Source organism: Pseudoclavibacter sp. VKM Ac-2888 (assembly GCF_015351285.1).
GTDB lineage: Bacteria > Actinomycetota > Actinomycetes > Actinomycetales > Microbacteriaceae > Pseudoclavibacter.
In genome coordinates, this window is the sequence record NZ_JADKSM010000002.1 from 294050 (window position 1) to 318977 (window position 24928).

At 69.6% G+C, this 24928-nt stretch carries 19 protein-coding genes; 9 read left to right on the top strand and 10 right to left on the bottom strand.

The annotated features are described in order from the left end of the window. Positions 1 to 272 precede the first annotated feature (272 nt). From ITJ61_RS16770 to ITJ61_RS16785, 4 genes are all read right to left on the bottom strand, one after another. Positions 273 to 617, bottom strand: a complete 345-nt coding sequence (locus ITJ61_RS16770; RefSeq protein WP_194686907.1) for a hypothetical protein — start codon at positions 615 to 617, stop codon at positions 273 to 275. A 2-nt stretch (positions 618 to 619) separates the two neighbouring features. Beyond that, a complete protein-coding gene (locus ITJ61_RS16775; protein WP_146080224.1) occupies positions 620 to 1147 on the bottom strand; it encodes a hypothetical protein in 528 nt (175 codons plus the stop codon). A 67-nt stretch (positions 1148 to 1214) separates the two neighbouring features. Further along, the gene (valS, locus tag ITJ61_RS16780) at positions 1215 to 3842 is read right to left on the bottom strand and encodes a valine--tRNA ligase (RefSeq protein WP_194686908.1); all 2628 of its coding nucleotides are present in this window, start codon (positions 3840 to 3842) and stop codon (positions 1215 to 1217) included. Positions 3843 to 4106: 264 nt separating this feature from the next. Beyond that, positions 4107 to 5981, bottom strand: coding sequence for a phosphoenolpyruvate carboxykinase (GTP) (locus ITJ61_RS16785; protein ID WP_194686909.1), 1875 nt, complete (start codon positions 5979 to 5981; stop codon positions 4107 to 4109). A 231-nt stretch (positions 5982 to 6212) separates the two neighbouring features. On the opposite strand from ITJ61_RS16785, the gene ITJ61_RS16790 reads away from it, so the two are divergent. Continuing rightward, on the top strand, positions 6213 to 7664 hold the full coding sequence (locus tag ITJ61_RS16790) for a helix-turn-helix transcriptional regulator (RefSeq protein WP_258063083.1): 1452 nt from the start codon (positions 6213 to 6215) through the stop codon (positions 7662 to 7664). Between the two features lie 33 nt (positions 7665 to 7697). On the opposite strand, the gene ITJ61_RS16795 is transcribed toward ITJ61_RS16790, so the two are convergent. Beyond that, a complete protein-coding gene (locus ITJ61_RS16795) occupies positions 7698 to 8234 on the bottom strand; it encodes a metallophosphoesterase family protein (protein ID WP_194686910.1) in 537 nt (178 codons plus the stop codon). 129 nt (positions 8235 to 8363) lie between these two features. Here ITJ61_RS16795 and ITJ61_RS16800 point away from each other — a divergent pair, with 129 nt between their 5' ends. From ITJ61_RS16800 to ITJ61_RS16810, 3 genes are read left to right on the top strand one after another with little or no spacing between them, the layout of a single operon-like run. Further along, positions 8364 to 9593 (top strand): sensor histidine kinase, encoded by a 1230-nt coding sequence (locus ITJ61_RS16800; RefSeq protein WP_194686911.1) that lies wholly within the window; start codon positions 8364 to 8366, stop codon positions 9591 to 9593. Beyond that, entirely contained in the window at positions 9581 to 10309 is a 729-nt protein-coding gene (locus tag ITJ61_RS16805; RefSeq protein WP_194686912.1) for a LuxR C-terminal-related transcriptional regulator, read from the top strand. Before ITJ61_RS16800 ends, ITJ61_RS16805 begins: the two co-directional genes overlap by 13 nt. After that, entirely contained in the window at positions 10306 to 11148 is an 843-nt protein-coding gene (locus ITJ61_RS16810; protein ID WP_194686913.1) for a hypothetical protein, read from the top strand. Before ITJ61_RS16805 ends, ITJ61_RS16810 begins: the two co-directional genes overlap by 4 nt. Positions 11149 to 11178: 30 nt before the next feature. Here the strand turns inward: ITJ61_RS16810 and nikE are convergent, their stop codons facing one another. Genes nikE through ITJ61_RS16830 form a run of 4 tightly spaced genes read right to left on the bottom strand, consistent with a single transcriptional unit; the run spans position 11179 to position 16355 of the window. Then, the gene (gene nikE, locus ITJ61_RS16815; protein ID WP_194686914.1) at positions 11179 to 12798 is read right to left on the bottom strand and encodes a nickel ABC transporter ATP-binding protein NikE; all 1620 of its coding nucleotides are present in this window, start codon (positions 12796 to 12798) and stop codon (positions 11179 to 11181) included. Further along, a complete protein-coding gene (locus tag ITJ61_RS16820) occupies positions 12795 to 13685 on the bottom strand; it encodes an ABC transporter permease (RefSeq protein ID WP_194686915.1) in 891 nt (296 codons plus the stop codon). Before ITJ61_RS16820 ends, nikE begins: the two co-directional genes overlap by 4 nt. Further along, positions 13682 to 14665 carry an ABC transporter permease gene (locus tag ITJ61_RS16825; protein WP_104342496.1) on the bottom strand — a complete coding sequence of 328 codons (984 nt, stop codon included), beginning with the start codon at positions 14663 to 14665 and terminating at the stop codon, positions 13682 to 13684. The genes ITJ61_RS16820 and ITJ61_RS16825 overlap by 4 nt, the downstream gene beginning before the upstream one ends. A gap of 40 nt (positions 14666 to 14705) precedes the next feature. After that, positions 14706 to 16355 (bottom strand): ABC transporter substrate-binding protein, encoded by a 1650-nt coding sequence (locus ITJ61_RS16830; RefSeq protein ID WP_104342497.1) that lies wholly within the window; start codon positions 16353 to 16355, stop codon positions 14706 to 14708. Positions 16356 to 16404: 49 nt separating this feature from the next. Between ITJ61_RS16830 and ITJ61_RS16835 the strand changes: the two genes are divergently transcribed. Continuing rightward, on the top strand, positions 16405 to 17040 hold the full coding sequence (locus ITJ61_RS16835) for a TetR/AcrR family transcriptional regulator (RefSeq protein WP_104342498.1): 636 nt from the start codon (positions 16405 to 16407) through the stop codon (positions 17038 to 17040). Positions 17041 to 17214: 174 nt separating this feature from the next. Continuing rightward, on the top strand, positions 17215 to 18708 hold the full coding sequence (locus ITJ61_RS16840) for an HNH endonuclease signature motif containing protein (RefSeq protein WP_194686916.1): 1494 nt from the start codon (positions 17215 to 17217) through the stop codon (positions 18706 to 18708). A gap of 78 nt (positions 18709 to 18786) precedes the next feature. Here the strand turns inward: ITJ61_RS16840 and ITJ61_RS16845 are convergent, their stop codons facing one another. After that, positions 18787 to 19272, bottom strand: coding sequence for a hypothetical protein (locus ITJ61_RS16845; RefSeq protein WP_104240823.1), 486 nt, complete (start codon positions 19270 to 19272; stop codon positions 18787 to 18789). Between the two features lie 361 nt (positions 19273 to 19633). On the opposite strand from ITJ61_RS16845, the gene ileS reads away from it, so the two are divergent. The 3 genes from ileS to ITJ61_RS16860 are packed head-to-tail and all read left to right on the top strand — an operon-like array spanning position 19634 to position 24923. Beyond that, positions 19634 to 22924 carry an isoleucine--tRNA ligase gene (gene ileS / locus ITJ61_RS16850; protein WP_194686917.1) on the top strand — a complete coding sequence of 1097 codons (3291 nt, stop codon included), beginning with the start codon at positions 19634 to 19636 and terminating at the stop codon, positions 22922 to 22924. Continuing rightward, positions 22921 to 24474: a folylpolyglutamate synthase/dihydrofolate synthase family protein gene (locus ITJ61_RS16855; RefSeq protein WP_323744399.1), complete on the top strand. Its 1554-nt coding sequence runs from the start codon at positions 22921 to 22923 to the stop codon at positions 24472 to 24474. Before ileS ends, ITJ61_RS16855 begins: the two co-directional genes overlap by 4 nt. After that, a complete protein-coding gene (locus tag ITJ61_RS16860) occupies positions 24471 to 24923 on the top strand; it encodes a DUF4233 domain-containing protein (protein WP_258063084.1) in 453 nt (150 codons plus the stop codon). The genes ITJ61_RS16855 and ITJ61_RS16860 overlap by 4 nt, the downstream gene beginning before the upstream one ends. Positions 24924 to 24928: the final 5 nt, after the last annotated feature.

Genomic DNA, 24928 nt, shown 5'->3' on the forward strand with positions numbered 1-24928 from the left:
CAACCCTAGGCGCGACCACCGACACGGCACGCGCATCCGCTGTCCGCGCTCAGCGGACGCATCCGGTCGTGACCCCGTCCGCGAAACGCAGAGCTGAGTTGTGGTCGTTCTCACGCGATCGAGACGACCACAACTCAGCTTTGGGGACCGGGGACCGGGACGGGGAGCGGACCGGGGACGAGAGGGGATCGGGGCAGGCAGGCAGGCAGGGCCCGGCGGGGCGGAGAGGTCGAGCGGGCAGCAGGGCCGGGCGGGGCAGGGGGAGACGTCGTTCAGGCGCGGGGCGCTGGCTCCGGGAAGAGGTCGTCGTCATCTTCGTCTTCGTCGAACACGTCGTGCTCGGGGGAGTCGGCGACGCCGACACCAGCTCCGACCGGTTCCTCGGCGCCGCTCACCTGCACCGAGCCGTCAGCGCGGAGCGCGACCCGCGGCCCCTGTTCGAGCTCGGCGATGGGCCGCCCCTCGAGCCAGGTGAGCGTCCACCACAGCTTCGAGACATCGTCGACGGTCGGGGAGAGGAAGTGCTCCTGCGCGGAGCAGGCCTCGACGAACTCCGGGTACTTCTCGAGCGAGCGGGGCGGGTGGCTGCCCGCCCGCCACCGTTCGCCGATGAGCACGTCTAGCCCTCGTTCTGCTGGCGGGAGTCGACGGAGATCTCGAAGCGGACCTCGTCGCTGCGGCTGCCCATGCGCGCGGACTGCTGCAGGCCGACCTCGTCCTCGGCGTCGACCAGCCACGAGATGGCGTCGAAGCCGCGCTTCGCGGCCGCGGCGAACACCGCGCCGAGGAGCTCCTCGTTGACGGCCGCCCGGTTCGAGTCGGCGCCCGAGTACTTCGCCTCGATGTTCAGCACCGTGCGCGCACCGCGGATGTCGAGGCGCTCACGGAACAGCACGTAGCCGCGGGGCTCGCCCTCGACGAACGCGATCATGCCCTCGAGGTTGCCCGTCTTGCTGGCGACGTGGCGCCACACGCCGAGCGCGCGCCCGTCGTTCGAGCTCTCGCCCAGCGCATCCACGTGCTGCGCGAACAGCGGCTGCCAGACGAAGTAGTCGGTCGGGCCCATGGCCCTGACCTCGATGCTGGGACGCGCCGCGGCGCGGTCCCGCGTTCGCTTGCGGGGCTTGGCCTTTTCAGGAACTGTCATGCCGGCCCTGACTCCTCTTCTGTCACTGACGTCGCTGCTGCACTCAGACTTGGGGGGAACCCCCAGCCTACGACGACGCCTCGGTCTGCGGGACGACGAGCAGCTCGATATCCCGGACCTCGAGCGCCTCGGCGACCTCGAAGTCGAGTTGCTCGATGCGACCGACGTGGCGGAGATCCGCGGAAGCGAGGCGAAGCAGCGCCACCGACTCCTCGGGTGCCGCGATGACCGCACTCGCCACTGGCGTCTTCTGGGAAGCCTTCGCCGCGGTCTTCGCGCCGCGGATGCTCGTGAGGGCCGTGCTCGTCAGTGCGAGGAGCGCGCCGTCCTGGTCGCCGGCCGCCGCGAGGTCCGCCGACGTCGGCCAGGCCGCCGTGTGCAGCTCGGAGTCGTGCCACCACGACCACGACTCGGCGGTCGCGAAGGGGATGAACGGGGCGAAGAGGCGCTGGAGCACGTCGATTGCCGAGCGCATGGCGGTGACGGCCGAGGCCTGAGCCGCGGCGTCCTCGCCGGCGCCGTACGCGCGCTCCTTCACGAGCTCGAGGTAGTCGTCGCAGAACGTCCAGAAGAACGTCTCGGTGACTTCGAGCGCGCGAGCGTGGTTGTAGTCGGAGAACGCCTTCGTCGCCTCGCCGACGACGCGGTTCAGCTCGGCGAGCATCGAGCGGTCGAGCGGCTCCGTGACCTCGCCGACGTGGTCGCCGTAGCCCAGCACGAGCTTCGACGCGTTGAGCACCTTGATCGCGAGGCGGCGGCCGATCTTGATCTGCGTCGGGTTCTTCGGGTCGAACGCCGCGTCGGTGCCGAGGCGGCTGGAGGCCGCCCAGTAGCGGACGGCGTCGGAGCCGTGCGCCTGGAGCATGTCGGCGGGCGTGACGACGTTGCCCTTCGACTTCGACATCTTCTTGCGGTCGGGGTCGACGATGAAGCCGGAGATCGTGGCGTTCGACCAGGGGGCGACGCCGTGCTCGAGCTGCGCGCGCAGCACGGTCGAGAAGAGCCACGTGCGGATGATGTCCTGGCCCTGCGGGCGCAGGTCGTAGGGGAAGACGAGACCGAAGAGCTCCTCGTCGGACTCCCATCCGCCAGCGAGCTGCGGGGTGAGGGAGGAGGTCATCCAGGTGTCCATGACGTCGACCTCGCCGAGGAAGCCGCCAGCTTCGCCCCGCTGCGCCTCGGTGTAGCCGTTCGGGACGTCGGAGGACGGGTCGACGGGCAGCTGTGACGCATCCGGGGTGATGGGCGACTCGTACTGCACCTCGCCGTCGGCGTCGATGGGGTACCAGACGGGGATGGGCACGCCGAAGAAGCGCTGGCGCGAGATCAGCCAGTCGCCGGAGAGGCCCTCGACCCAGTTCTCGTAGCGCACGCGCATGAAGTCGGGCCAGAAGGAGATCTCGCGGCCGAGCTCGATGAGGTGGGCCTTGAGGTCGACGTCGGTCGCGCCGTTCTTCACGTACCACTGGCGGGTGGAGACGATCTCGAGCGGGCGGTCGCCCTTCTCGAAGAACTTCACGGGGTGCTGGATGGGCTTGGGGTCGCCGACCAGGTCGCCGGACGCCTGGAGAAGCTCGACGACGGCCTTCTTGGCGCTGAACACGGTCTTGCCGGCCAGCTCGGCGTACGCGGCCTTGCCCGCCTCGCTCGTGATGGCCTCTGGGGCGTCCGCGATGAGGCGGCCGTCCTTGCCGAGCACGGTGCGGTTCGGGAGCTTCAGCTCACGCCACCACACGACGTCGGTGACGTCGCCGAACGTGCAGATCATGGCGATTCCGCTGCCCTTGTCCTTCTGGGCGAGCGGATGCGCGAGCACGGGCACCTCGACACCGAACAGGGGCGTCGTGACGGTCGTGCCGAAGAACGGCTGGTAGCGCTCGTCGTCGGGGTGCGCGACCAGGGCCACACACGCCGGGAGGAGCTCGGGGCGCGTCGTCTCGATGAAGATCGGCTCGCCGCCCTCGCGGGCGAAGCCGATGCGGTGGTAGGCGCCCGGCTGCTCCCGGTCTTCGAGTTCGGCCTGCGCGACGGCCGTGCGGAAGGTGATGTCCCACAGCGTCGGCGCCTGGTCCTGGTAGGCCTCGCCGCGCTCGAGGTTGCGGAGGAACCCGAGCTGGCTCTTGCGGCGCGAGGAGTCGTCGATCGTGCGGTAGCTCTGCGTCCAGTCGACCGAGAGGCCGAGCTGGCGCCAGAGCTCCTCGAAGGCCTTCTCGTCCTCGATGGTGAGCTGCTCGCACAGTTCGATGAAGTTGCGGCGCGAGATGGGCTGCTGGTCGGCGGCCTTGATGCTCTTGCCGTCGCCACCCTCGTGCGGCGGCGTGAAGTCGGCCTCGTAGGGGAGCGACGGGTCGCAGCGCACGCCGTAGTAGTTCTGCACGCGTCGCTCGGTGGGGAGGCCGTTGTCGTCCCAGCCCATCGGGTAGAAGACGCGCTTGCCGCTCATGCGCTGGAAGCGCGCGACGACGTCGGTGTGCGTGTACGAGAAGACGTGGCCGACGTGGAGCGAGCCAGACGCCGTGGGGGGAGGCGTGTCGATCGAGTAGATGTCGCCTCGAGTCGCGCCTTCGCGGTTGAAGCGGTAGGTGCCGGAGTCCTCCCAGCGCTCACCCCACTTGACTTCGAGGCCCTCGAGGACGGGCTTGTCAGGAATGCCCTGAGTTGAGGAAGAAGAAGGAACTGAGGGCGAGCTGGACATGCACACTCCGTGTCGATGTTGGCGGCACCGAGTCTGGGGTGCCTGTTGTGAACCCGTCTAGGGTAGCGGCTCCAGGGGTGTCGCGGGTTGCCGGGCGGGTCGCGTGCGAGGGCAAGGAAAAGCCCCTCAGGGGCGCATCCTTGAGGGGCTCAGCTGCGAACACAGGGGTTCGAGCTGCCAGGAGTTGTGCGCCCCTCCGCGCCACGCGCGCGCGGAGGGGCACAGCTTGCGGCGAGTGGTCGGAGTCCCGCTCGCCGCCGTCTGTCAGGCCCCGATGGGGGCCTTGGTCTGGGTGGATGCGGCAGCCGCGTCCAGCGCACCGTGCACGGCGTCGAGCTCGGTGTAGAGCGCCGCGGGGACCTTCTCGCCGATGCTGTCGAAGTACTCGCGGGTCACGCCGACCTCCACGAGCCACGACTCGGGGTCGACCGTGAAGATCTCCTCGAGTGCGGCGGGCTCGAAGCCCTCGAGGCCCGAGATGTCGATGTCGCTCGTCACGGGCAGCTGGCCGATAGGGCTCTCCAGCGAATCGGCACGGTTCTCGAGTCGGTCGACGATCCACTTCACGGCGCGCACGTTCTCGCCGAAGCCGGGCCACAGGAACTTGCCGTCCTGGTCCTTGCGGAACCAGTTGACCTGGAAGATGCGGGGTGCCCTGTCGCCGAGGTCGGCGCCGATGTTCAGCCAGTGTCCCCAGTAGTCGGCCATGTGGTAGCCGGCGAAGGGCTGCATGGCGAAGGGGTCGCGGCGCAGGATGCCGACTGGGCCCTCTGCGGCCGCGGTCTGCTCGCTGGCGAGCGTCGCGCCGAGGAAGCAGCCGTGCTGCCAGTCCTTCGACTCGAAGACCAGCGGGACGTTGCTCGCACGGCGGCCGCCGAAGAGGATCGCGTCGACGGGCACGCCGTCGGGAGCCTCCCAGGCGGGGGAGAGGGTCGGGCACTGCGAGGCGCGCACCGTGAAGCGGGCGTTCGGATGCGCGGCCTTCGTTCCGGACTCGGGAGTCCAGTCGTTGCCCTGCCAGTCGATGAGGTGCGCTGGCGCCTCGTCGGTCATGCCCTCCCACCAGACGTCGCCGTCGTCGGTCAGCGCGACGTTCGTGAAGATCGTGTTCGTCGTGATGGTCTCCATCGCGACGGGGTTGGTGTCGTAGCCCGTGCCGGGTGCGACGCCGAAGAACCCGAACTCCGGGTTGATGGCGTTGAGTCGCCCGTCGGCCGCCTTGCGCATCCACACGATGTCGTCGCCGAGCGTCTCGACCTTCCAGCCATCGAGCTTGGGCTTCATCATCGCGAAGTTCGTCTTGCCGGTCGCGGAGGGGAATGCACCCGTGAGCGTGTAGGTCTTGCCCTCAGGGCTCGTGACCTGGATGAGGAGCATGTGCTCGGCCATCCAGCCCTCGTCGTGCCCCATGGCCGACGCGATGCGCAGCGCGAAGCACTTCTTGCCGAGGAGCGCGTTGCCGCCGTACCCGGAGCCGTAGGAGATGATCTCCCGCGTCTCGGGGAAGTGGGTGATGTACTTCGACTCGTTGTGCGGCCAGGCGACGTCGGGGCGGCTCGAGCCGTCCTCGAACTCGAGCGGGAAGCCGACGGTGTGCAGGGCCTTCACCCAGTCGCGTCCCGGCGTGAGGTGCTCGAGGGCGCCGTCGCCGGAGCGGGTCATGAGAGCCATCGACAGCACGACGTACGGGGAGTCCGTGATCTCGACGCCGTACTGCGTGATCGCCCCGCCGAGCGGGCCCATCGCGAAGGGAACGACGTACATGGGGCGGCCGCGCATGGAGCCGTCGAAGAGGCCGCTCAGCTCTGCCTTCATCTCGGCCGGCGCACGCCAGTTGTTCGTGGGGCCCGCGTCTTCCTCGTTCTCCGAGCAGATGTAGGTGCGGCTCTCGACGCGGGCGACATCGCCGGCGTCGGAGCGGGCGAGGTAAGAGCCGGGGCGGAGCTCTTCGTTGAGCTTGATGAGCGTGCCTGCTTCGACCATCTCGGCGGTGAGGGCGTCGATCTCGGACTGGGAGCCGTCGCACCAGACGATGCGGCTCGGCTTCGTCAGTGCGGCGATCTCGCGGACCCAGTCGTTGACTTCCGGGTTCGCTGCCCGCTGCGGGACGTCGAGGTGGTCATGTGCCTGTTCAGTCATTTCGATGCTGCTTTCACGGTTCTGCATGCGAGCTGTCTCCGTCTCGCATACGTGCATGGCGTCGTACACCCAGTGTTGACCTGCGCCGGACGCCCCGGGATGGAGATTGGCCGAGAAAAATGGCAAAATTTCACACATCAGCAATTCAGATGCCCGGAGGCACCCATGAGCGGACTCGGTCCTTTCCCCGCTGCGCAAAAATCGACAGCAACCACAGGGAAAGGCGGCGCAGTGGATTCCCTCCTGCTCGGGCGGCGCATCCGCTACTACCGCAAGGAGCGCTCGCTCACGCTCGAAGCGCTCGGCGAGAAGACCGGGCTGCTCGCCAGCCAGCTCTCGCTCATCGAGAACGGCAAGCGCGAGCCGAAGCTCTCCGTGCTGCAGCAGCTCGCCGAGGTGTTCGACGTCGACCTGAGCGAGATGCTCGCCAACACGCCGCCGGATGATCGCTCCCGCCTCGAGATCGAGCTCGAGCGCGCGCAGACCTCGACCGTCTACCAGGAGCTCGGGCTCCCGCGCATCCCCTCGACGAAGTCGCTCTCCGACGAGGTGCTGCGCGCCCTCACCGGCATGCACAGCGAGATCGTGCGCCGCCGGACCGAGGCGAGCGCGACGCCCGAGGAGGCGCGCCGCGCCAACACCGAGCTGCGGCTCGCGATGCGCGCCCACGACAACTACATGCCCGACCTCGACAAGCTCGCCGACGAGCTGCTCAGCAGGGTGGACCACACGCGCGGCGCCCTCATGCACCACTCGGTCGGCAAGATGGCCGACCACCTCGGGTTCCAGCTCATCTACGTCAACGACCTGCCCAGGTCCACGCGCTCCATCACCGACCTGGAGAACGGTCGCATCTACCTGCCGCCAGCCTCCATCCCCGGCGGGCACGGGCTGCGCGCGATGGCGCTGCAGGCGATGGCGCACCGGGTGCTCGGCCACCGCCGCCCCGAGGACTACGCCGACTTCCTGCGCCAGCGCCTCGAGATCAATTACTTCGCGGCGGCCTGCCTCATGCCGGAGGCGCGCTCGGTCGCGTTCCTCCGCGACGCGAAGGAGCGCCGCGACATGGCCGTCGAGGACTTCCGGGACGCGTTCGGCGTGACCCACGAAGCCGCCGCCCTGCGCATGACGAACCTGCTCACCTCGCACCTCGACATCAAGCTGCACTTCCTGCGCGTCGACGACAAGGGTTCCATCTCGAAGGCCTACGAGAACGACTCCCTCCCGCTCCCGCAGGACGTCACCGGCTCCGTCGAGGGCCAGTTCGTGTGCCGGAAGTTCTCGGCCGTGAGCGCCCTCGCCCGGACGAACCGGACCACGGAGACCTACCAGTACACCGACACCCCTGCCGGCACGTTCTGGTGCTCCACCCAGACCGGGCACGCCGACGCCGGCGAGTTCTCCATCACGATCGGCGTGCCGTTCGACGAGGCCCGCTGGTTCCGCGGGCGCGACACGAAGCAGCGTGCATCGTCGACCTGCCCGGACGGTGCGTGCTGCCGCACGCCGGGGGCTGAGCTCAGCGAGCGCTGGTCGGCGAAGGCCTGGCCGAGTGCCCGAGTGCACGCGCACGTGTTCTCGCCCCTCCCGACGGGCGACTTCCCCGGCGTCGACCAGCGCGAGGTGTTCGAGTTCCTCGAGCGCCACGACATCGACGCAGACACGGCGACCGCCGACGCGTAGCCGGGAGCCGGGCTGGGAGTCGGGACCCGGTGCTCAGTCAGCGCCGTCGGCGTCTGGAACCAGATCACCCGTGCGCGCGTCCCGCAGCTCCGCCCGCGTGAGCTGCCCGGCGTCCACCCGCACGGTCAGGTAGGTGACCCGCGGCTGTCGGCGACGGTCGGTGGGGGAGCCGGGATTGAGGAGGCGCAGCCCGGCGGGGGTGGTCGTGTCCCACGGGATGTGGCTGTGCCCGAAGACGAGCACGTCGGTGTCGGGGAAGAGCGTATCCATGCGGCGCTCCCGACCCGCCTTCTGCCCGGTCTCGTGGGTCATCGCGAAGCGGACGCCATCGAGTTCGACGCGGGCGACCTCCGGCAGGCGCTCTCGCAGTTCCGGGCCATCGTTGTTGCCCCACACGCCGACCATCCTGCGCGCCCGAGCCTGCAGCGCATCGAGCGTGTCGCTGTCGACCCAGTCACCGGCATGGAAGACCACGTCCGCGCGTTCGATCGCCCGCCAGAGCACCTCCGGGAGTGCCTGAGCGCGCTTCGGGAGGTGGGTGTCGGCGATGATCACGACGTCCAGAGTCATGCGTCCATGCTCGCAGCTGCGCCCGGATTCCTCCCTGTGCGGGCGGAGGGACATCTGGGGGAAAACCCCCGCTGAGGTGTGAGGGATGCTCCGTGTCGCGGCGAGGCGCGCGACCATAGCGTTGTGGACATGAAGAACAACGTCAAGCAGCTGAGTCTGACCTCGCTGCACCTCGCCGCCGGCGGCGTCATCGCGCCGCTCCTCCTCTCGCTCATGTTCGGTCTCCTCGGACTCGGCGTCGGACTGCTCTTCGTGCTGGGCGTCGGCGTCGTCGTCCTCGCTGGCCTCGCGTTCTCGTTCCGCGGCGTCTCCGCCTTCGAGCGGCGCCGGGTGGCGGCCCTCTACAACCGGCCGCTCGACGACGCCGGGATGCGCCGCTCGCGTCGCCGCGACGGCTGGCGGTTCGTGCTCACGCCCCTCGTGCAGTTCGCCGACGGGGCGAACTGGAAGGCGATGCTGCACCTCGTGATCGTCGCGGTGCTCGGAACGCTCTCCCTCGGCGCCCTGCAGCTCGGCGTCTCCGGCGTCTTCGCGCTCTTCTCGCCGCTGCAGAACCGGGAGACCCTGACCGTCTGGGGCATGGACTTCGCCGTCACCCCGTTCATCGGCCTGCTCATCGGCATCGGCATGCTGCTGATCGCCATCGCCCTCATCGTCGCGTTCGCCTACGTGCAGCGCGCGGCGTCCATCAGCCTCCTCTCCCGCGACCGGGAGCAGCAGCTCGAGGAGGAGGTGCGCGACGCGGGGCGTCGCCGCACCGTCGCTGTTCGAGGCGCCGCGACGGAGCGCGACCGCATCGAGCGTGACCTGCACGACAGCGTGCAGCCGAGGCTCGTCTCGATCGGCATGACGCTCGGCATGGCCAAGCAGAAGCTGAACTCGGATCCCGCCAGGGCTGCCGAACTCATCGACGAGGCGCACGCCTCGACGAAGGACGCCGTCACCGAGCTGCGGCAGCTGGCCCGTGGGTTCCAGCCCGCCGTGCTCACCGACCGTGGCCTCGATGCCGCGCTCTCGGGGCTCGCTGCCCGCTCGCACATCCCCGTCGTACTCGACGCGCAGCTCCCCGGACGCTGCTCGAAGGATGCGGAGGCCGCCGTCTACTTCGCGGTCGCCGAGTCGCTCGGCAACGCGGCGAAGCACTCCGGTGCGTCGGAGATCTCGGTGCAGGTCCGCATGCGCGGCTCGATGCTCTGGGCCCGCATCCAGGACGACGGACATGGAGGGGCACGTCTCGTCCCTGGCGGCGGACTCGACGGGGTGACCGACCGCATCGAAGCGGCAGGCGGCGCGATCATGATCTCGAGCCCGCCGGAAGGCCCGACGACGATCGAGGTGAGCGTGCCATGCGCATCCTGATCTGCGAAGACTCCGCGCTCCTGCGGGAGGGCATCGCCCGCCTGCTCGAGGACGCCGGCCACACCATGGTGGGCATCCTCGCCGACGACGGCAGGCTCGACCGGCTCGTCGCCGAGACCGACCCGGAGCTCGTCATCCTCGACGTCCGCCTGCCGCCAGGGTTCACCGACGAGGGCATCCGGGCCGCGCTCCGGCTCCGGGCCACCGACCCGAGCCTCGCCGTGCTGGTCCTCTCGCAGTACGTGGAGGAGCGGTACGCGTCGGAGCTCATCTCGAGTTCGAGGGGCGGGCTCGGCTACCTCCTCAAGGACCGGGTCGCCGACGTCGAGCAGTTCCTTGCCGGCGTCGACAGCGTCGCGGCCGGCGGCACGGTGCTCGACCCAGAGGTCGTCGCCCAGCTGCTCGCCAGGAAGACCAGGGATGCGCGTTTCGAGCGCCTCACGCCCCGCGAGTCCGAGGTGCTCGGGCTCATGGCCGAAGGTCGCTCCAACCACGCGATCGCCGAGGCGCTCCACGTCAGCTCGGGGAGCGTCGAGAAGCACATCTCGGCGGTCTTCCAGAAGCTCGAGCTCGACCAGGGCGACGGCGGCAACCGCAGGGTGCTCGCCGTGCTCGCCCACCTCGACGGGCAGGGGCATGCGCCCCGCCCGCAGCCACAGGCACACCTCGATGGACAGGGCCTCACGGCCCGCGCCACGAACGGAGAACTCCGATGACCACACCAACTCTCGAGCCCGACACCCGCCCAGACGCGGACGTCGACGGCATCAGCCCGAAGCGATTCGGGTGGATCACCATCACGGTCGCGATCATCGGCGGCATGGTCGTCGCCGGAACCGTGACCAGCGGATTCTTCGCCAACCTCCGCGACGTCCTGCGCGACGAGACCACGATCAGCCAGTCGATCGCCGGCGTCACCTCGCTGCGCGTCGACATCGACTCGGTCGGCATGGAGATCGAGTTCGGCGACGTCTCGCAGGCCGAGCTGCGTGTGCAGTCGAAGGGGTTCACGAAGGCCGACGCGTGGCAGCTCGTGACCGAGGGCGGCGAGCTCGTCGTCGAGCGGGTGGGCGGCAGCAGGAACGGCGGCGGGTTCGGCGAGGAGGAGCTCTCGCTGACCCTCCCGGAGAGCCTGGAGGACGGGAAGCTGGACGCGCAGGTCAACGTCACCTCGGGGGCCGCGACCATCGACGGCGACTTCGGGGACCTGGTCATCGAGACGAACTCGGGTGCGAGCGACTTCGAGGGGTCGGCTGCCAACCTGAGCCTCACGACGGGGTCTGGCGCTTCCAACATCGACGCCGAGGTGCCGGGGGATGTGACGCTCGCCGCCAGCTCGGGGGCCCTCAATGCCATCTTCGGGGGAGCGGCCCCGAAGAGCACCGACATCTCCATCGAGTCGGGCTTCGGAAGCGTCTCGCTGCCGGACGGCACCTACAAGCTCGAGACGGGCTTGAACGAGTCGGGGATGGCGAACGTCAATGTCCGGCAGTCGGACTCCGCCAAGAACACGCTCTCCGTGTCCGTCGGCTCGGGGTTCCTGACGGTCGAGTAGGCGGTACCGGCGGCGATGCGCCCGGTCGGCTCAGCGCACCTCGAGGCTCTTGTGGGCGTCGAGGAGCGCGCGGCTGGCCGGGTGCTTCGGCGTGGAGAACAGCTCGGACACGGATGCCGTCTCGACGATCTCGCCGTCGCTCATGACGGCGACCCGGTCGGCGAGCTGCGCGACGACGGCGAGGTCGTGCGAGATGAACACGCAGGCCAGGCCCAGCTCGTCGACGAGTCGTTCGAGGAGCGCGAGCACCTGCGCCTGCACGGTCACGTCGAGGGCTGAGACGGGCTCGTCGCACAGCAGCACCTCGGGTTCGGGGGCGAGCGCGCGGGCGATGGCGAGGCGCTGGCGCTGGCCACCGCTCAGGTGGAGCGGGCGGAGACCGGCGATCGAGCCGTCGAGCCCGACTCGCTCGAGCGCCGCGTCGATGGCGTCTCGCCGCGTCCGGACGGACGTCGAGCGCCCAGCGGTGAGCGCGTCGGCGAGGATCTCGCCGACCGTGCGCCGAGGGTCGAAGCTGGAGAGCGCATCCTGGGGTACGGAGCCGAGCTTGGCCCGGCGGGAGCGGCGCAGGCGCTCGGGGGCGGGGCTCCAGGCGACGCCGAGGAACGACACGGTGCCCGCGTCCGGCCGCTCCAAGCCGAGCGCGATGCGGGCCAGCGTCGACTTGCCGGAGCCCGAGCTGCCGACGATCCCGAGCGTCTCGCCGCGCGAGAGTGTGAAGGACGCCTCCCGCACGGCCTGGATGGGCGCGCTCCCCGCTCCCCGGAAGGCCTTCGAGACGCCGCGCACCTCCAGGAGCGGCCCAGGCGCATCCACCTCGGGCGTGGCCCTGAGCGAGTCGAGAGCCGCCTTCGGCTGCGCGGCGAGCAGCTGGCGAGTGACCCTGTGCTCGGGAGCGGTGAAGAGCCGCGCCGTCGGCGCTGTCTCGACGATGAGTCCTTCGCTCATGACGGCGACCCGGTCGGCGAGGCGCTGGACGACGCCCAGGTCGTGGGTGATGAAGAGCATCGTCATACCGTCGGCCTTGAGCGCGTCGAACAGCTCGATCAGCTGCGCCTGCACGGCCTGGTCGACGGAGCTCGTCGGCTCGTCGGCGATGAGCAGCTCGGGTTCCCCCGCCAGGGCGGCGGCGATGAGCACACGCTGTCGCTGGCCGCCGGAGAGCTGACCGCTGCGGCGGCGCGCGATCGACTCGGGATCCTCGAGTCCGGCCCGCCCGAGCAGTTCGAGGACGCGGCTGCGGCGCGCCTGGCGCCCGAGGTCGGTGTGCAGCCGCAGCGCGTCGTCGACCTCGCGCCAGACGGGGCGGAGCGGGTCGAGCGCGACCAGCGCATCCTGGTGCACGAGCCCGACGCGACCGCCGCGGATCGACCTCCAGTCGCCGTCGCCGCTCGCCAGTGGCAGGTCGACGCCGCCGAGGCTGAGCGTGCTGGCCTCCACTCGGGCGCCGTCGCCGCTCAGCCCGAGCAGCGCCCTGGCGGTCACCGACTTGCCGGAGCCCGACTCGCCGACGAGCGCGAGGCACTCGCCGCGTCGCACGTCGAAGGAGACTCCGCGCACCGCCTCGAAGTCGCCGAAGGAGATACGCAGCTCTTCTGCCCGCACGGTCAGCGCTTCCCGCTGGGGTACCGGGCGCGACGCGTCGCTCATCCTGCCTGCCTCGTGCGCTGCTGCATGATGCGACCGAGCATCGTCGCCGTGACGGCCGCGCCCACGATCGCGGTGCCAGGGAAGATGGTGAGCCACCAGCTGCCGGTCGGCAGGTAGAGGCGGCCTGCGGAGAGCATCGATCCCCATTCCGGGCTGGGTGGCGGTTCGCCGAGGCCCAGGTAGCTGAGCGCAGCCGCCCACACGATGGCCTGGCCGAGGCCGAGCGTGGCGAGCGAGAAGAGGGGCCAGGCGACGTTCGGCAGCAGCGTCCTCGTGAAGCTGTGCCAGCGCGACCTGCCGAGCACGAGGTCCGCCTCCATGTAGGCGCTCGCCCGCACGCGCAGCACCTGAGAGCGGATGAGGCGCGCGTAGCCAGGGGCAGTGGAGAGGCCGACCGCGATGGTCGTCGTGACGAGGCCAGGGCCCGCGAGCGTGATGAGCAGGAGCGCGAGGAGGATGCCTGGGAAGGCGAAGAAGACCTCGACGATCCTCGTCGTGCCGAAGTCGAGCCATCGGGGTCCGAGGCCCGCGGCGAGGCCGAGCACGGCGCCGAGGAGGAGCCCGATCACGGTTGCGAGGGCGCCGATCGTGAGCGACGACGAGGCGCCGTGCACGATGCGGGTGTAGACACCCCTGCCGGACTCGTCCGTGCCGAGCGGATGCGCGGGGACGGGAGGCGAGAACGCATCGGCGGGGTTCACGGCGAGCGGGTCGCCGGGGGCGAGGAGCTGCGGGAAGACCGCGGCGAGCAGGTAGATCGCCGCCACGGCGAGCCAGACGCCGAGCCAGAGCCCGCGCCGCGAGCGGGAGCCGGTGCGGGTGCGGCCGTCGCGCTGTCCCGTCGTGCCCGCACGAGCATCCCGAACCGCGGCCGCGTCGAGACTCATGCGGTCACGCCCGCTCGGTCGCGGGAGCGCGGATCGATGACCGGCTCGATCAGGTCGGTGAGGACGGTCACGAGCATGTAGGCGGCCGCGACGACGACGAGGACGCCGATCACGTAGGGCACGTCCCTCGCACCGACCGCGGCGAGCAGAGAGCGGCCGAGTCCTGGCCTCGCGAAGATCGTCTCGACGACCACTGCGCCGGACACGAGGGAGCCGAGAGCCCAGCCGCTGAGGCCGACTGCGGGGATCGCCGCGTGGCGCAGCACGTGCCGCCAGAAGATGCCGCTCGGCCCTTCGCCGCGCGCTCGCGCGGCCAGCACGAACGGCGACTCGAGGGCGTCGAGCATCTGCTCGCGCATGACCTGCCCCAGGTACCCGGCGAGGGGGAGCGCGAGGGTGACGCTCGGCAGGATGAGCCCGGAGAGTCCCGGACCCGAGACGGCGACGGGGAGCCCGAGCATTCCGGCGAAGATCAGCACGAGCACGGAGGCCAGCCAGAAGTGCGGCACCGCCGCCGCGACGACCTCGAGCGTCGATGCGATGCCCCACGCGATTCGGCTCCTCCCGGTCGACCACCAGGCCACGGTGAGCGCGATCGCCCAGGCGAGGAGGAGGGAGAGGCCGGCGAGGGCGAGCGTGCCGGGCAGCTGCTCGCCGATGAGCGATGCGACGCTCTCGCGCTGGGCGTAGCTGAAGCCGAGGTCTCCGGTCGCCGTGCGCCACAGCTGCGCGAGGTACTGGAGGAAGAGCGGCTGGTCGAGCCCGTTCTCGGCGCGGGCCTGCGCGACGGCCTCGGCGCTCGCGTTGGAGCCCGGCCCGCCGAGGATCGCGAGCACGGGGTCGCCAGGCACGGCGCGCACCGCGAAGAAGGTGACGGTGACGACGGCCCACAGCACGAACACCGCGCCGCCGAGACGCAGGAGGATGCGCGGAATCAGCGGCAGCAGGTGTGCCGCGCGAGATCGCGCATCCTTCGTCATCGCTCGATTGTCTCGTGCGCCGTACTCAGTCGTGGCCCAGCTACTCGATGGTGACGTTCACGAGCGAGGGCACGTTGACGTTCGGCTGGAGGCGGAAGCCGTGCACGTTGGCGCCGTAGGCGAACTGCACCGTCTGGTCGTAGAGCGGGATGACGGTGCCGCTGTCGATGATGAGCTGCTGGGCCTCGCCGTAGAGCCGCTCGCGCTCGGCGTCGTCACTGGTCTTCACGGCCGCGTCGAGCGCCTCGTCGAGAGCGGGCAGCGAGAGGCCGGTGTTGTTGGCGTGGTAGCCGCTCGGGGCGGGGGTGATGCTGTCGGTCGAGTAGACGATGCGGAGCACGTCGGCGGAGTTCTTCGAGTACGGCGCGACGATGGCATCGAACTCCCACGTGCCGCTGCGCTCGTACCAGGTCGAGAGGTCGAGCAGTTCGAGCTGCACATCGAAGCCCACCTCGGAGCTCGTCGCTCCGATCTGCTCGAGTACGGAGATCTCGGCCGGGATCGACTGGTTCGTGGAGACCGGGAATGCGACCTCGAGGCGCTCGCCGTTCTTCGTGCGGACGCCGTCGGCGTCGCGCTCGGTCCAGCCGGCCTCGTCGAGCAGCGTGGATGCGCGTGCCGCGTCGAACCCGAAGGAGTCGGGGTGCGAGGTCGCGAAGGGTGTTGCGCTCGAGAGCACGGAGGTCGACCGGTCGAGGGTTCCGAAGTAGAGCGACTCGACCGCAGCGTCGATGTCGGCGGAGGCGGCGAACGCCTCGCGCACCTTGGGGTCGTCGAAGGGTGCACGCGTGGTGTTGAGCTCGATGCGGGCCGTCACACCGGGGCGGGCGCCGATGAGCGTTTCCTCCGTGCCGTTCGCCTGGAACTGCGAGAGCGCATCCGGTTGCACGGAGTCGATGATGTCGACCTGGTCGGACTGGAGTGCGGCGAGGCGGGTGGCGGCGTCCGGGATGAACTTCCACTCGATGGTGCCGACCGTCGCTCCGGGCTGGCCCTCGCTCGTCACGCCGTCCTCCGGCGCTGACGTGTGGTTCTCGTTGCGAGTCAGCACGACCTGGGACTGCTTCTCCCACGACGCGACCTGGAAGGCGCCGGTGCCGATCGGGGCGAGGCAGTTCTCCTCGGTCCCGCGCTCGAGCCCGGCTGGGGACTCGATGGCCAGCCAGGTCTGTGCGAGCGACTCCAGGAGCGCGCTGTCCGGCTCGCTGAGGTCGAAGCGCACGGTGCGCGCGTCGACTGCGACCGCTTCGGAGACCTTCCCGAGGGCGAGGATGGCCGTCGAGGAGGCGGTCTCGGGGTTCTTGATGTGTTCGACGTTCGCCACGACGGCGTCCGCGTCGAACGGGGTGCCGTCGGTGAAGCTCACGCCTTCTTTGAGGGTGATCGTCCAGCTCAGCTGGTCGTCAGACGCTTCGGCTCCTGTTGCCAGCCATGGGATGATCTCCCCTGCGTCGTTCTTCGAGAAGAGCGACTCCAGGAACTGGTTCGCGAGGATCGCCTGGGGCCAGTTGCCGCCGACGTGCGGGTCGAGGCACGTGGGCTCAGCGTCTCCTGAGGCGTACCTGAGGGTTTGCGGCTGGTCCGACGAGGTCGCCTCGCTGGAGCATGCGGCAAGTGGCACGATGAGGGCTGCGGCGAGGGCGAGGAGCGCGATGGGCTTCGCCGCGCGGCGGGTGGCTGATGCTGGCACTCGGAGAGTGTAACTGCTTATTTGAACACCATGCAGAAATGAGAAGATGATGACGGAGCACGAGGAACGGGTCGCGCGTCGAGGCCGACCCTCCGCGTCGAGTCGCGAGACGCTCGAAGAGGCCGCCCTCGAGCTGTTCCTCGAGCAGGGCTACGAGCAGACGAGCGCGAGCGACATCGCCCGCCGTGCCGGCGTCGCGAGAAGCTCGTTCTTCAACTACTTCGCTGCCAAAGCCGACGTGCTGTGGGTCGGTCTCGACCCGCTCCTCGCCGAGGTTCCTCTCCGGCTCGAGGCCGCGGCGACCGAGCTCGTCGCGCGCGGCGTTCCGAAGAGGGGAGACGGTCTCGAGACGCTCCGGAAGGTGCTCCTCGAGATCGCCGACACGGTGCAGCCCGAGACCGTCCGCTGGGCGGGCTCGCTGCGCAGTGTGGCAGGCACGAGTGCAGACCTCGCCGCGACGGGCACGAAGCGCGCGCTCGCCCAGCAGTCGGCGCTCACGGACTTCCTCGCCCGAGCAGAGCCTGGGCTGGGCCGGTTGCGGCGAACCGTCTGCGCAGGCTCGATCATCTCGGCGACCATCGCCGCGACCGTGTTCTGGATCGAGGAGGGGCCGACCCGAGGCAGCTTCTCGAGCGTCGTGGACGAGGCGAGCGCCCCGATCTTCCTGGCGTACTCGGCCGCGTAAGCCTGCGGTGCTGAAGGCGTTCGGCCTCGAGACGCCCGCTGCAGTCTGGTGTCCTCTGATCTGGAGCTTGGTGGTTCGATTCTGTCTTCGAAGAACATCGATAAATTCCTGGTCAACAGGCCCCAAGTGAAGCTCTGAGTGCTAGGCTCGAGGTGATCCCGGGGGGAGGTCATCATGGTTCTTGGGCAGGCTGGCACGGGGCGCAACGAGGTGGCCTCCAGGCGGTCCTCGCCCGAGACCGCGACGGTCGACGCGCTCATCGCGGCCCCCGGCAACGCCCTGGTTTTGCTGGCGATGGAGATTCCCGTGGTGATCGCGGAGCTCGCGAGCCGTCGGCGCGCGCTGGACGCGGCGTTGGTCGAGATTGCGGGGGAGGTGCTTCGACGTGACGAGGAGGGCTCGGCGCGCGACGAGCTCGTCCGGAGCATGGGCTTCGCCAACCTCGCGGAGATGCTCCAGCAGCTTCTGGGGGTCCCCTGCGCCGAGGCCGGGTCGCTGGTTCGCGTTGCGGAGACCACCCGTGCCCCGATGAGTCTGACGGGCGAGCATCTCGGGCCGGCACATCCGGCCGTTGCGACGGCGCTTGCAGCCGCGCAGATCTCGCTCGCGCAGGCGTCCGCGATCGTGCAGGGATTGAAGCCCGTGAACGGCCGTGCCGAGCGAGCGCATCTCGACGCGGCTGAGGCAGAGCTTGTCGACTCGGCGCGGGGCGTGAACCCAGAAGATCTTGCCCCGGCAACTCCGGAACTGCTTCGGGTCCAGGCCGCGCAGTGGGTGGCGTTCCTCGACCCCGACGGCACGGAACCGCTCGCGGAGCGCGTTGCGCGCAAGCGGGGATTCTGGATGCGGGAGCGTTCGGATGGCACGGTCACGGGGCGATTCGTTGCGACTCCGGAGCAGGGGGAGCTGCTCCGGAAGGTGTGCGAGACGGTCACCTCGCCCCGCCGCAAGGTTGCCTTCGAAGATGCCCCGCCCATCGGGAGCGCTGGCGCTGACGGACGCGGTGCCGAGGGAATCGACGCGGCGGACGTGGACGTCTCGCATCCGGATGAGCAAATCCCCGACCGACGCACGCCAGCCCAGCAGCGCATGGACGCCGTGGAGTCGGTCTTCGCGCGATTCGCGGAAGCCCCGGACGCTCCCCGCGCGGGCGGAGAGGCGCCTACCGTGGTCATCACCACGACGGACGCTGGCCTGAAGGGAGAGGCCCAGCGCCCGCTCGACGTGCCGCACCTCGAGCGCACCGGAACGCCAGTGCCGCCGAGCCTGGTCGCGAAGACCCTCTGCGACGGGTTCGTGCAGGTGGCGCTCCTGGGTTCCAACGGAGAACCGTTGAGACTCGGCCGCCGTCAGCGGTTGTACAGTCGCGCGCAACGCAGAGCGCTCGCCTCCCGCGACGGGGGCTGCATCACGCCGGGCTGCTGGAAGCCGCCTGGCATGTGCGAAGCGCACCACACCACGCCGTGGGTTGAAGGCGGCGTCACGAACGTCGACGAGGGAGTGCTCCTCTGCAGCTTCCATCATCACCTGGCCCACAAGAACCAGCTCGAAATCGTGCGCGACCGGACGGGCAGGTGGCGAGCCCTCCGACCGGGCTGGGAGTATCGACTCTTCCGGCGCAGAACTCTGCGCGGCTCAGCACTGCAGGAGCCGCTTCACGGAAGCTGACTGCAGGTGAGACCGTCGCGCGGGACCGCAGTTCTCGCAAGGTTCCGGACAGCGCTGCTCGAGGGCCTTCCGGTTCCTCTAGCTCGTCTGCAGCTCGCAGTAAGCCGTCAGCGACGAGAGGGCCGACTCGACCTCGCCGAGCTGCGTCAGGATGCTCGCGGCGGCCGCGAAGCCACCCTCGCCGTTCGTGAGCTCCCCAGCTGTGGTCTGCAGCTCCGTCACCTCGGTGACGAGCGTGTCGACGTGCGTCTTGAGGTCGGGGTCCGTGACGCTCTGCTGCAGCGTCGTGAGGCTGGCGCCTACGGTCTCGAGCGTCGCGACAGCTCCGGGGATGTCACCGGGCACCTGGTCGGGGATGCCCTGGACGCTCGTGTTGATCGAATCGATCTCGGCCTGGACGTCCGCGCAGGTTCCGCCGCCCTCGGCCGTCGTGGCCTCGGTCGTCGTCGCAGCCGAGGGAGACGGAGCCGCAGTCTCCCCTCCGCCGAGCGCTGAGCATCCGGTGAGCGCGATGGTCGCGAAGATGCCGGTCGCTGCGAGCTTCGAGAGGTGAGAGGTGAGCATGCGCTGAGTGCCGTCCGTCGATGAATCCAGAAGAAGCGAGCGTACACAGCCTTCCCCTGAGCCTGGCCTGTCCGTTTCGCGCAGCTTGCCCGGGCGCGTACGATGTTGGCAGCATGACTGTGATCCGCCCATCAGCGGGGAGTCCCCGGAAGAACGGTGAGCGAGCCTCTCGAGGAACGCAGGCCAAGTAGAACCGGTCGGGAGGGCCCGTCACAGCCCGGAACGAGTGGCGAGCGCCGCCGGACGTCCTTCCTTCAACGGAAGGCAGATCCGGGGGAGCGCGCAATCGGGGTGGTACCGCGCCGGAAGGCGTCCCTGAAGCAGACCAAGCACATCCACTTACTGCCAGGAGTTCCACCGCATGAGCTACCCGAAGGCCTCGTTCGGACCAGCCGCCGATCCCGCCAGCTCGACAAGAGACAGCGTCGCCGCCTCGCCGTCGTTCCCGCGCCTCGAAGAGCGCGTGCTCGACTTCTGGCGCGAAGACGGCACCTTCCAGGCCTCCATCGACCAGCGCGAGGGCGCCGAGGAGTGGGTCTTCTACGACGGCCCTCCCTTCGCGAACGGGCTCCCGCACTACGGGCACCTCCTCACCGGGTACGCGAAGGACGTCTTCCCCCGCTACTTCACGATGCGCGGCCGCCAGGTGCACCGCCGCTTCGGCTGGGACACGCACGGCCTGCCCGCCGAGCTCGAGGCCATGCGCCAGCTCGGCATCCAGTCGAAGGCCGAGATCGAGGCCATGGGCATCGACACGTTCAACGACGCCGCCCGCGAGTCGGTGCTCAAGTACACGCGCGAGTGGCAGGAGTACGTCACCCGCCAGGCCCGCTGGGTCGACTTCGAGAACGACTACAAGACGCTCGACATCTCGTACATGGAGTCGGTGCTCTGGGCCTTCAAGAAGCTCTACGACGACGGGCTCGCCTACGAGGGCTTCCGCGTGCTCCCGTACTGCTGGAACGACGAGACGCCCCTCTCCAACCACGAACTGCGCATGGACGACGACGTCTACCAGATGCGTCAGGACCAGACCGTCACCGTCACCTTCCCGCTCGAGGGGGAGCGAGCGGATGCGCTCGGCCTCGCCGGCGTGAAGGCGCTCGCCTGGACGACGACCCCGTGGACGCTCCCGACCAACCTGGCGCTCGCGGTCGGCCCGGACATCGACTACGCCGTCGTGCCAGCTGGCCCGCTCGGCGCGGCAGACGGCACGGCGACGGGCGCTGGCTCCTTCCTGCTCGCCAGCGCACGCGTCGCGGCCCATGCCAAGGAGCTCGGCTACGAGAGCGCGGAGGACGCGGTCGACGCGACCAGCCGCAGCCTCACGGGCGCCGAGCTGGCCGGCGTCCGCTACCAGCGCCTGTGGGACTTCTACGCCGACACCGAGACCTACGGCACGCAGAACGCGTGGCAGTTCCTGCTCGGCGACTACGTCACCACGAGCGACGGCACCGGCATCGTGCACCAGGCGCCCGCCTACGGTGAGGACGACAAGGTGCTCAGCGACGCCGCCGGCATCCCAACGATCCTCTCCGTCGACGAGGGCGGCAAGTTCCTCTCCGCCGTCGAGCCCGTCGCCGGCCTGCAGGTCTTCGACGCCAACAAGCCGCTCACCCAGCTCCTGCGGGCCGACGGCCGGCTGTTCAAGCAGGCCAGCTACGAGCACTCCTACCCGCACTGCTGGCGCTGCCGCAAGCCCCTCATCTACAAGGCCGTCTCGAGCTGGTTCGTGCGCGTCACGCAGTTCCGCGACGAGCTCGTCGAACTCAACCAGCAGATCGACTGGGTGCCGGACAACGTCAAGGACGGCCAGTTCGGCAACTGGCTCGAAGGGGCCCGCGACTGGTCGATCAGCCGCAACCGGTACTGGGGCAGCCCCATCCCCGTGTGGAAGAGCGACAACCCCGACTACCCGCGCATCGACGTATACGGCTCGCTCGACGACATCGAGCGCGACTTCGGGGTGCGCCCGACCGACCTCCACCGCCCGTTCATCGACGAGCTCACGCGCCCGAACCCGGACGACCCGAGCGGTGCATCCACGATGCGGCGCATCCCCGATGTCCTCGACGTGTGGTTCGATTCCGGCTCCATGCCGTACGCGCAGGTGCACTACCCGTTCGAGAACCGCGAGTGGTTCGACTCGCACTCGCCCGCCGACTTCATCGTCGAGTACATCGGGCAGACGCGCGGCTGGTTCTACGTCATGCACGTGCTCTCGACGGCGCTCTTCCACCGCCCCGCGTTCAAGCGGGTCGTGAGCCACGGCATCGTGCTCGGCAACGACGGTCGCAAGATGTCGAAGAGCCTCCGCAACTACCCGGACGTGCAGGAGGTGTTCGACCGAGACGGGTCGGATGCCATGCGCTGGTTCCTCATGGCGAGCCCCGTGCTGCGCGGCGGGAACCTCATCGTGACCGAGGAGACGATCCGCGAGGGCGTCCGCCAGTTCCTCCTGCCGCTGTGGTCGACGTATTACTTCTTCACGACCTACGCGAACACCGCGGTCGGCTCGACCCAGGCGTACGAGGCGACGTTCCGCACCGACTCGAGCGATGTGCTCGATCAGTACATCCTCGCCAAGCTGGGCGTGCTCGTCACCGAGGTGCAGGCAGACCTCGAGGCACTCGACTCGACGACCGCCGCATCGCGCCTCCGCGACTTCGGGGACGTGCTCACCAACTGGTACGTGCGTCGCTCGCGCGACCGCTTCTGGCGAGGAGTGACCGACGACGCCACGAGCACCGAGGCGTTCGACACGCTCTACACCGTGCTCGAGACGCTCACGCGCGTCGCCGCGCCACTCACGCCGCTCATCTCCGAGACGGTGTGGCGCGGGCTCACGGGCGGCCGCAGCGTGCACCTCACCGACTGGCCGGACGCGTCGGCGTTCCCCAGCGATCAGGCGCTCGTCGACTCGATGGATGCGGTCCGCCGCGTCACGAGCTCGGCGCTGTCCCTGCGCAAGCAGGCCGGGCGCCGCGTGCGCCTCCCGCTCGCGAGCCTCACCGTCGTCGCGCCGAACACGGACGCGCTCGAGCCCTTCGCGAGCATCCTGCGTGACGAGCTCAACGTGAAGTCCGTGGAGTTCGAGCGCTTCGTCGCCGAGTCCGAGGCCAAGTACGGCATCGACCGCGTCCTGCAGGTCAACGCGCGCGCGGCTGGCCCGCGCCTCGGCAAGCAGGTGCAGCTGGCGATCAAGGCCTCGAAGTCCGGAGACTGGAGCGAGGTCGACGGCGTCGTCACGGCTGGCGGACTGCAGCTCGAGGCGGGTGAATACGAGGTCAAGCTCGTCACCGCAGGCGAGAGCGACGACCGAGCCATCACCCTGCTGCCGAGCGGCGGCATCCTCGTGCTCGACACGAACGTGAGTCCGGAGCTCGCCGCGGAGGGCCTCGCTCGCGATGTCGTGCGTGCGGTCCAGGACGCGCGCAAGGAGGCAGGACTCGAGGTCTCCGACCGCATCCGCCTCGCCCTGCGCGCCGACGACGCGTCGGTCGCCGCCATCGAGGCGCATCGGGAGCTCATCTCGGGGGAGACCCTCGCGGTGGAGTTCCAGGTCACCGGCGGACTCGCGTCGCCGGCTGACGACGAGGTGAGCGCGGACACGTATGGTGCCCTTGAGATCGACGTGGAGGTAGTGGCGTGAGCGAACGCGACCAGCAGGATTCCGGCGACTGGGAAGAGCAGTCCGGCGAATCGGACGTATCCGGCGACTTCGAGCTCGAGCCGAGGGACATCGCCGAGACGTTCACGCCGGCGCTCTCCGACGACGAGGACGAGGTCCTGACGGAGCGCGAGGAAGACGAGCGAACGCTCCTCGAGGGCACCGACTGGGTCAGCGAAGGCGAGCGTGTCTTCGACGAGCTCATGGAGCGCGTGGGGGAGGCGGCCCCCGAGCCGCGACTCCACGCGACGAGGCGCGCCGTCGAGCTCCTCGGAGACGTGCACACGGCGTACCCGGTCATCCACATCACGGGCACCAACGGCAAGAGCTCGACCGCGCGCATCATCGAGACCGTGCTGCGCGCCCACGGCCTGCGCACGGGCCTCCTCACGAGTCCGCACCTCGAGCGCATCAACGAGCGCATCGCCGTCGACGGAAGTCCCATCAGCGACGAACGACTCGTCGCGAACTGGGAGGACATCACGCCCTTCCTCTCGATCGTCGATGCGGAGCTCGAGGCGGCGGGAGAGCCGCGCCTCACGTTCTTCGAGGCCCTCACGGTGCTCGCCTACGCGTGCTTCGCCGACGCTCCCGTGGATGTCGCTGTGGTCGAGGTGGGCATGGGAGGCGAGTGGGACTCCACGAACGTCGCCGATGGCGAGGTCGCCGTCTTCACGCCCATCGCGCTCGACCACACGCAGCGACTCGGCAGGACGCTCTCGGAGATCGCGCGCACCAAGGCCGGCATCATCAAGCCCGCCGCGCGCGTCGTCACCGCAGAGCAGCAGCCCGAGGTCCTCGCGGAGATCACACGTGCCGCAGAGATGTCCGAGGCGCACATGTACGCCGAGCCAAAGGACTTCTCCGTCGTCAGCAACCAGCTGGCCGTCGGCGGACGCCTCGTGACGGTTCGCGGCGTCGCTGGCACGTACGAGGACCTCCTCCTGCCGCTGGACGGCGAGTACCAGGCGCACAACGGTGCCGTCGCGCTCGCTGCCGTCGAGGCGTTCTTCGGCGCGAACCGGAGCCTGCGCGATGAGCTCGTCGAGGCGGCGTTCGGCGAGGTGAAGTCGCCGGGTCGCCTCGAGCGCATCGGCATCACCCCGCCCATGCTCATCGACGCCGCCCACAACCCGCACGGCGCCGAGGCGCTCGCGAGGGCCGTGACCGAGTCGTTCGACTTCTCGCGCGTCGTCGTGGTGCTCGGAGTCCTGGCGGACAAGGACGCGGCCGGCATCGTCCGCGCCCTGCAGCCCATCGCGGAGCGCTTCGTCGTCACCCAATCCGACTCGGTGCGCGCCATCGACGCCGAGGAGCTCGGCGACATCGTGCGCGAGGTCACCGGCGGCGAGCCCGAGGTGCTCGAGCGAGCGGAGGATGCCATCGAGCGCGCCCGCGAGATCGCCCTCGATCTCCTCGCCGAGGGCGCAGATGATGGCAGGAACGCCGCCGTGCTCATCACGGGCTCCGTCACGCTCATCGGCACCGCGCTCACCCTCTCGCGCGACGAAGGCTGGGCGCAGGAGTCGTGAGTCGGCGCAACAGCGGCCGGCTGCCCCGTCAGCGCAGCATCCGCGAGGTCATCGGCTCCATCTTCCTGGGCTTCGAGCTCTTCGTCGTCTTCCTCGGCACGCTGCTCGTGTTCGGGATGCGCGTGCTCGAGCCCGTTCCGGCGTTTGCGCTCGGCCTCACCTTCGCCGTGCTCATCGTCGTGACGATCGGGCTGCTCAGGTACGAGTGGGGCATCTGGCTCGGGTGGGCCGTGCAGATCCTGCTCGTCGCCGCCGGTTTCCTCCACCCCGGTATGTTCGTGGTCGGGGCGCTGTTCCTCGCATCCTGGACGTACTTCATGTGGAAGGGCGGCCAGATCGACCGGCAGCGCGCTCCGATCATCGCCGAGTACAACCGTCGCCTCGCGGCGGGTGAGATCGGCGTCGACGGGATGCCCATCACGGAGCAGAACGACCCACCGAGCAGCTGACCAGC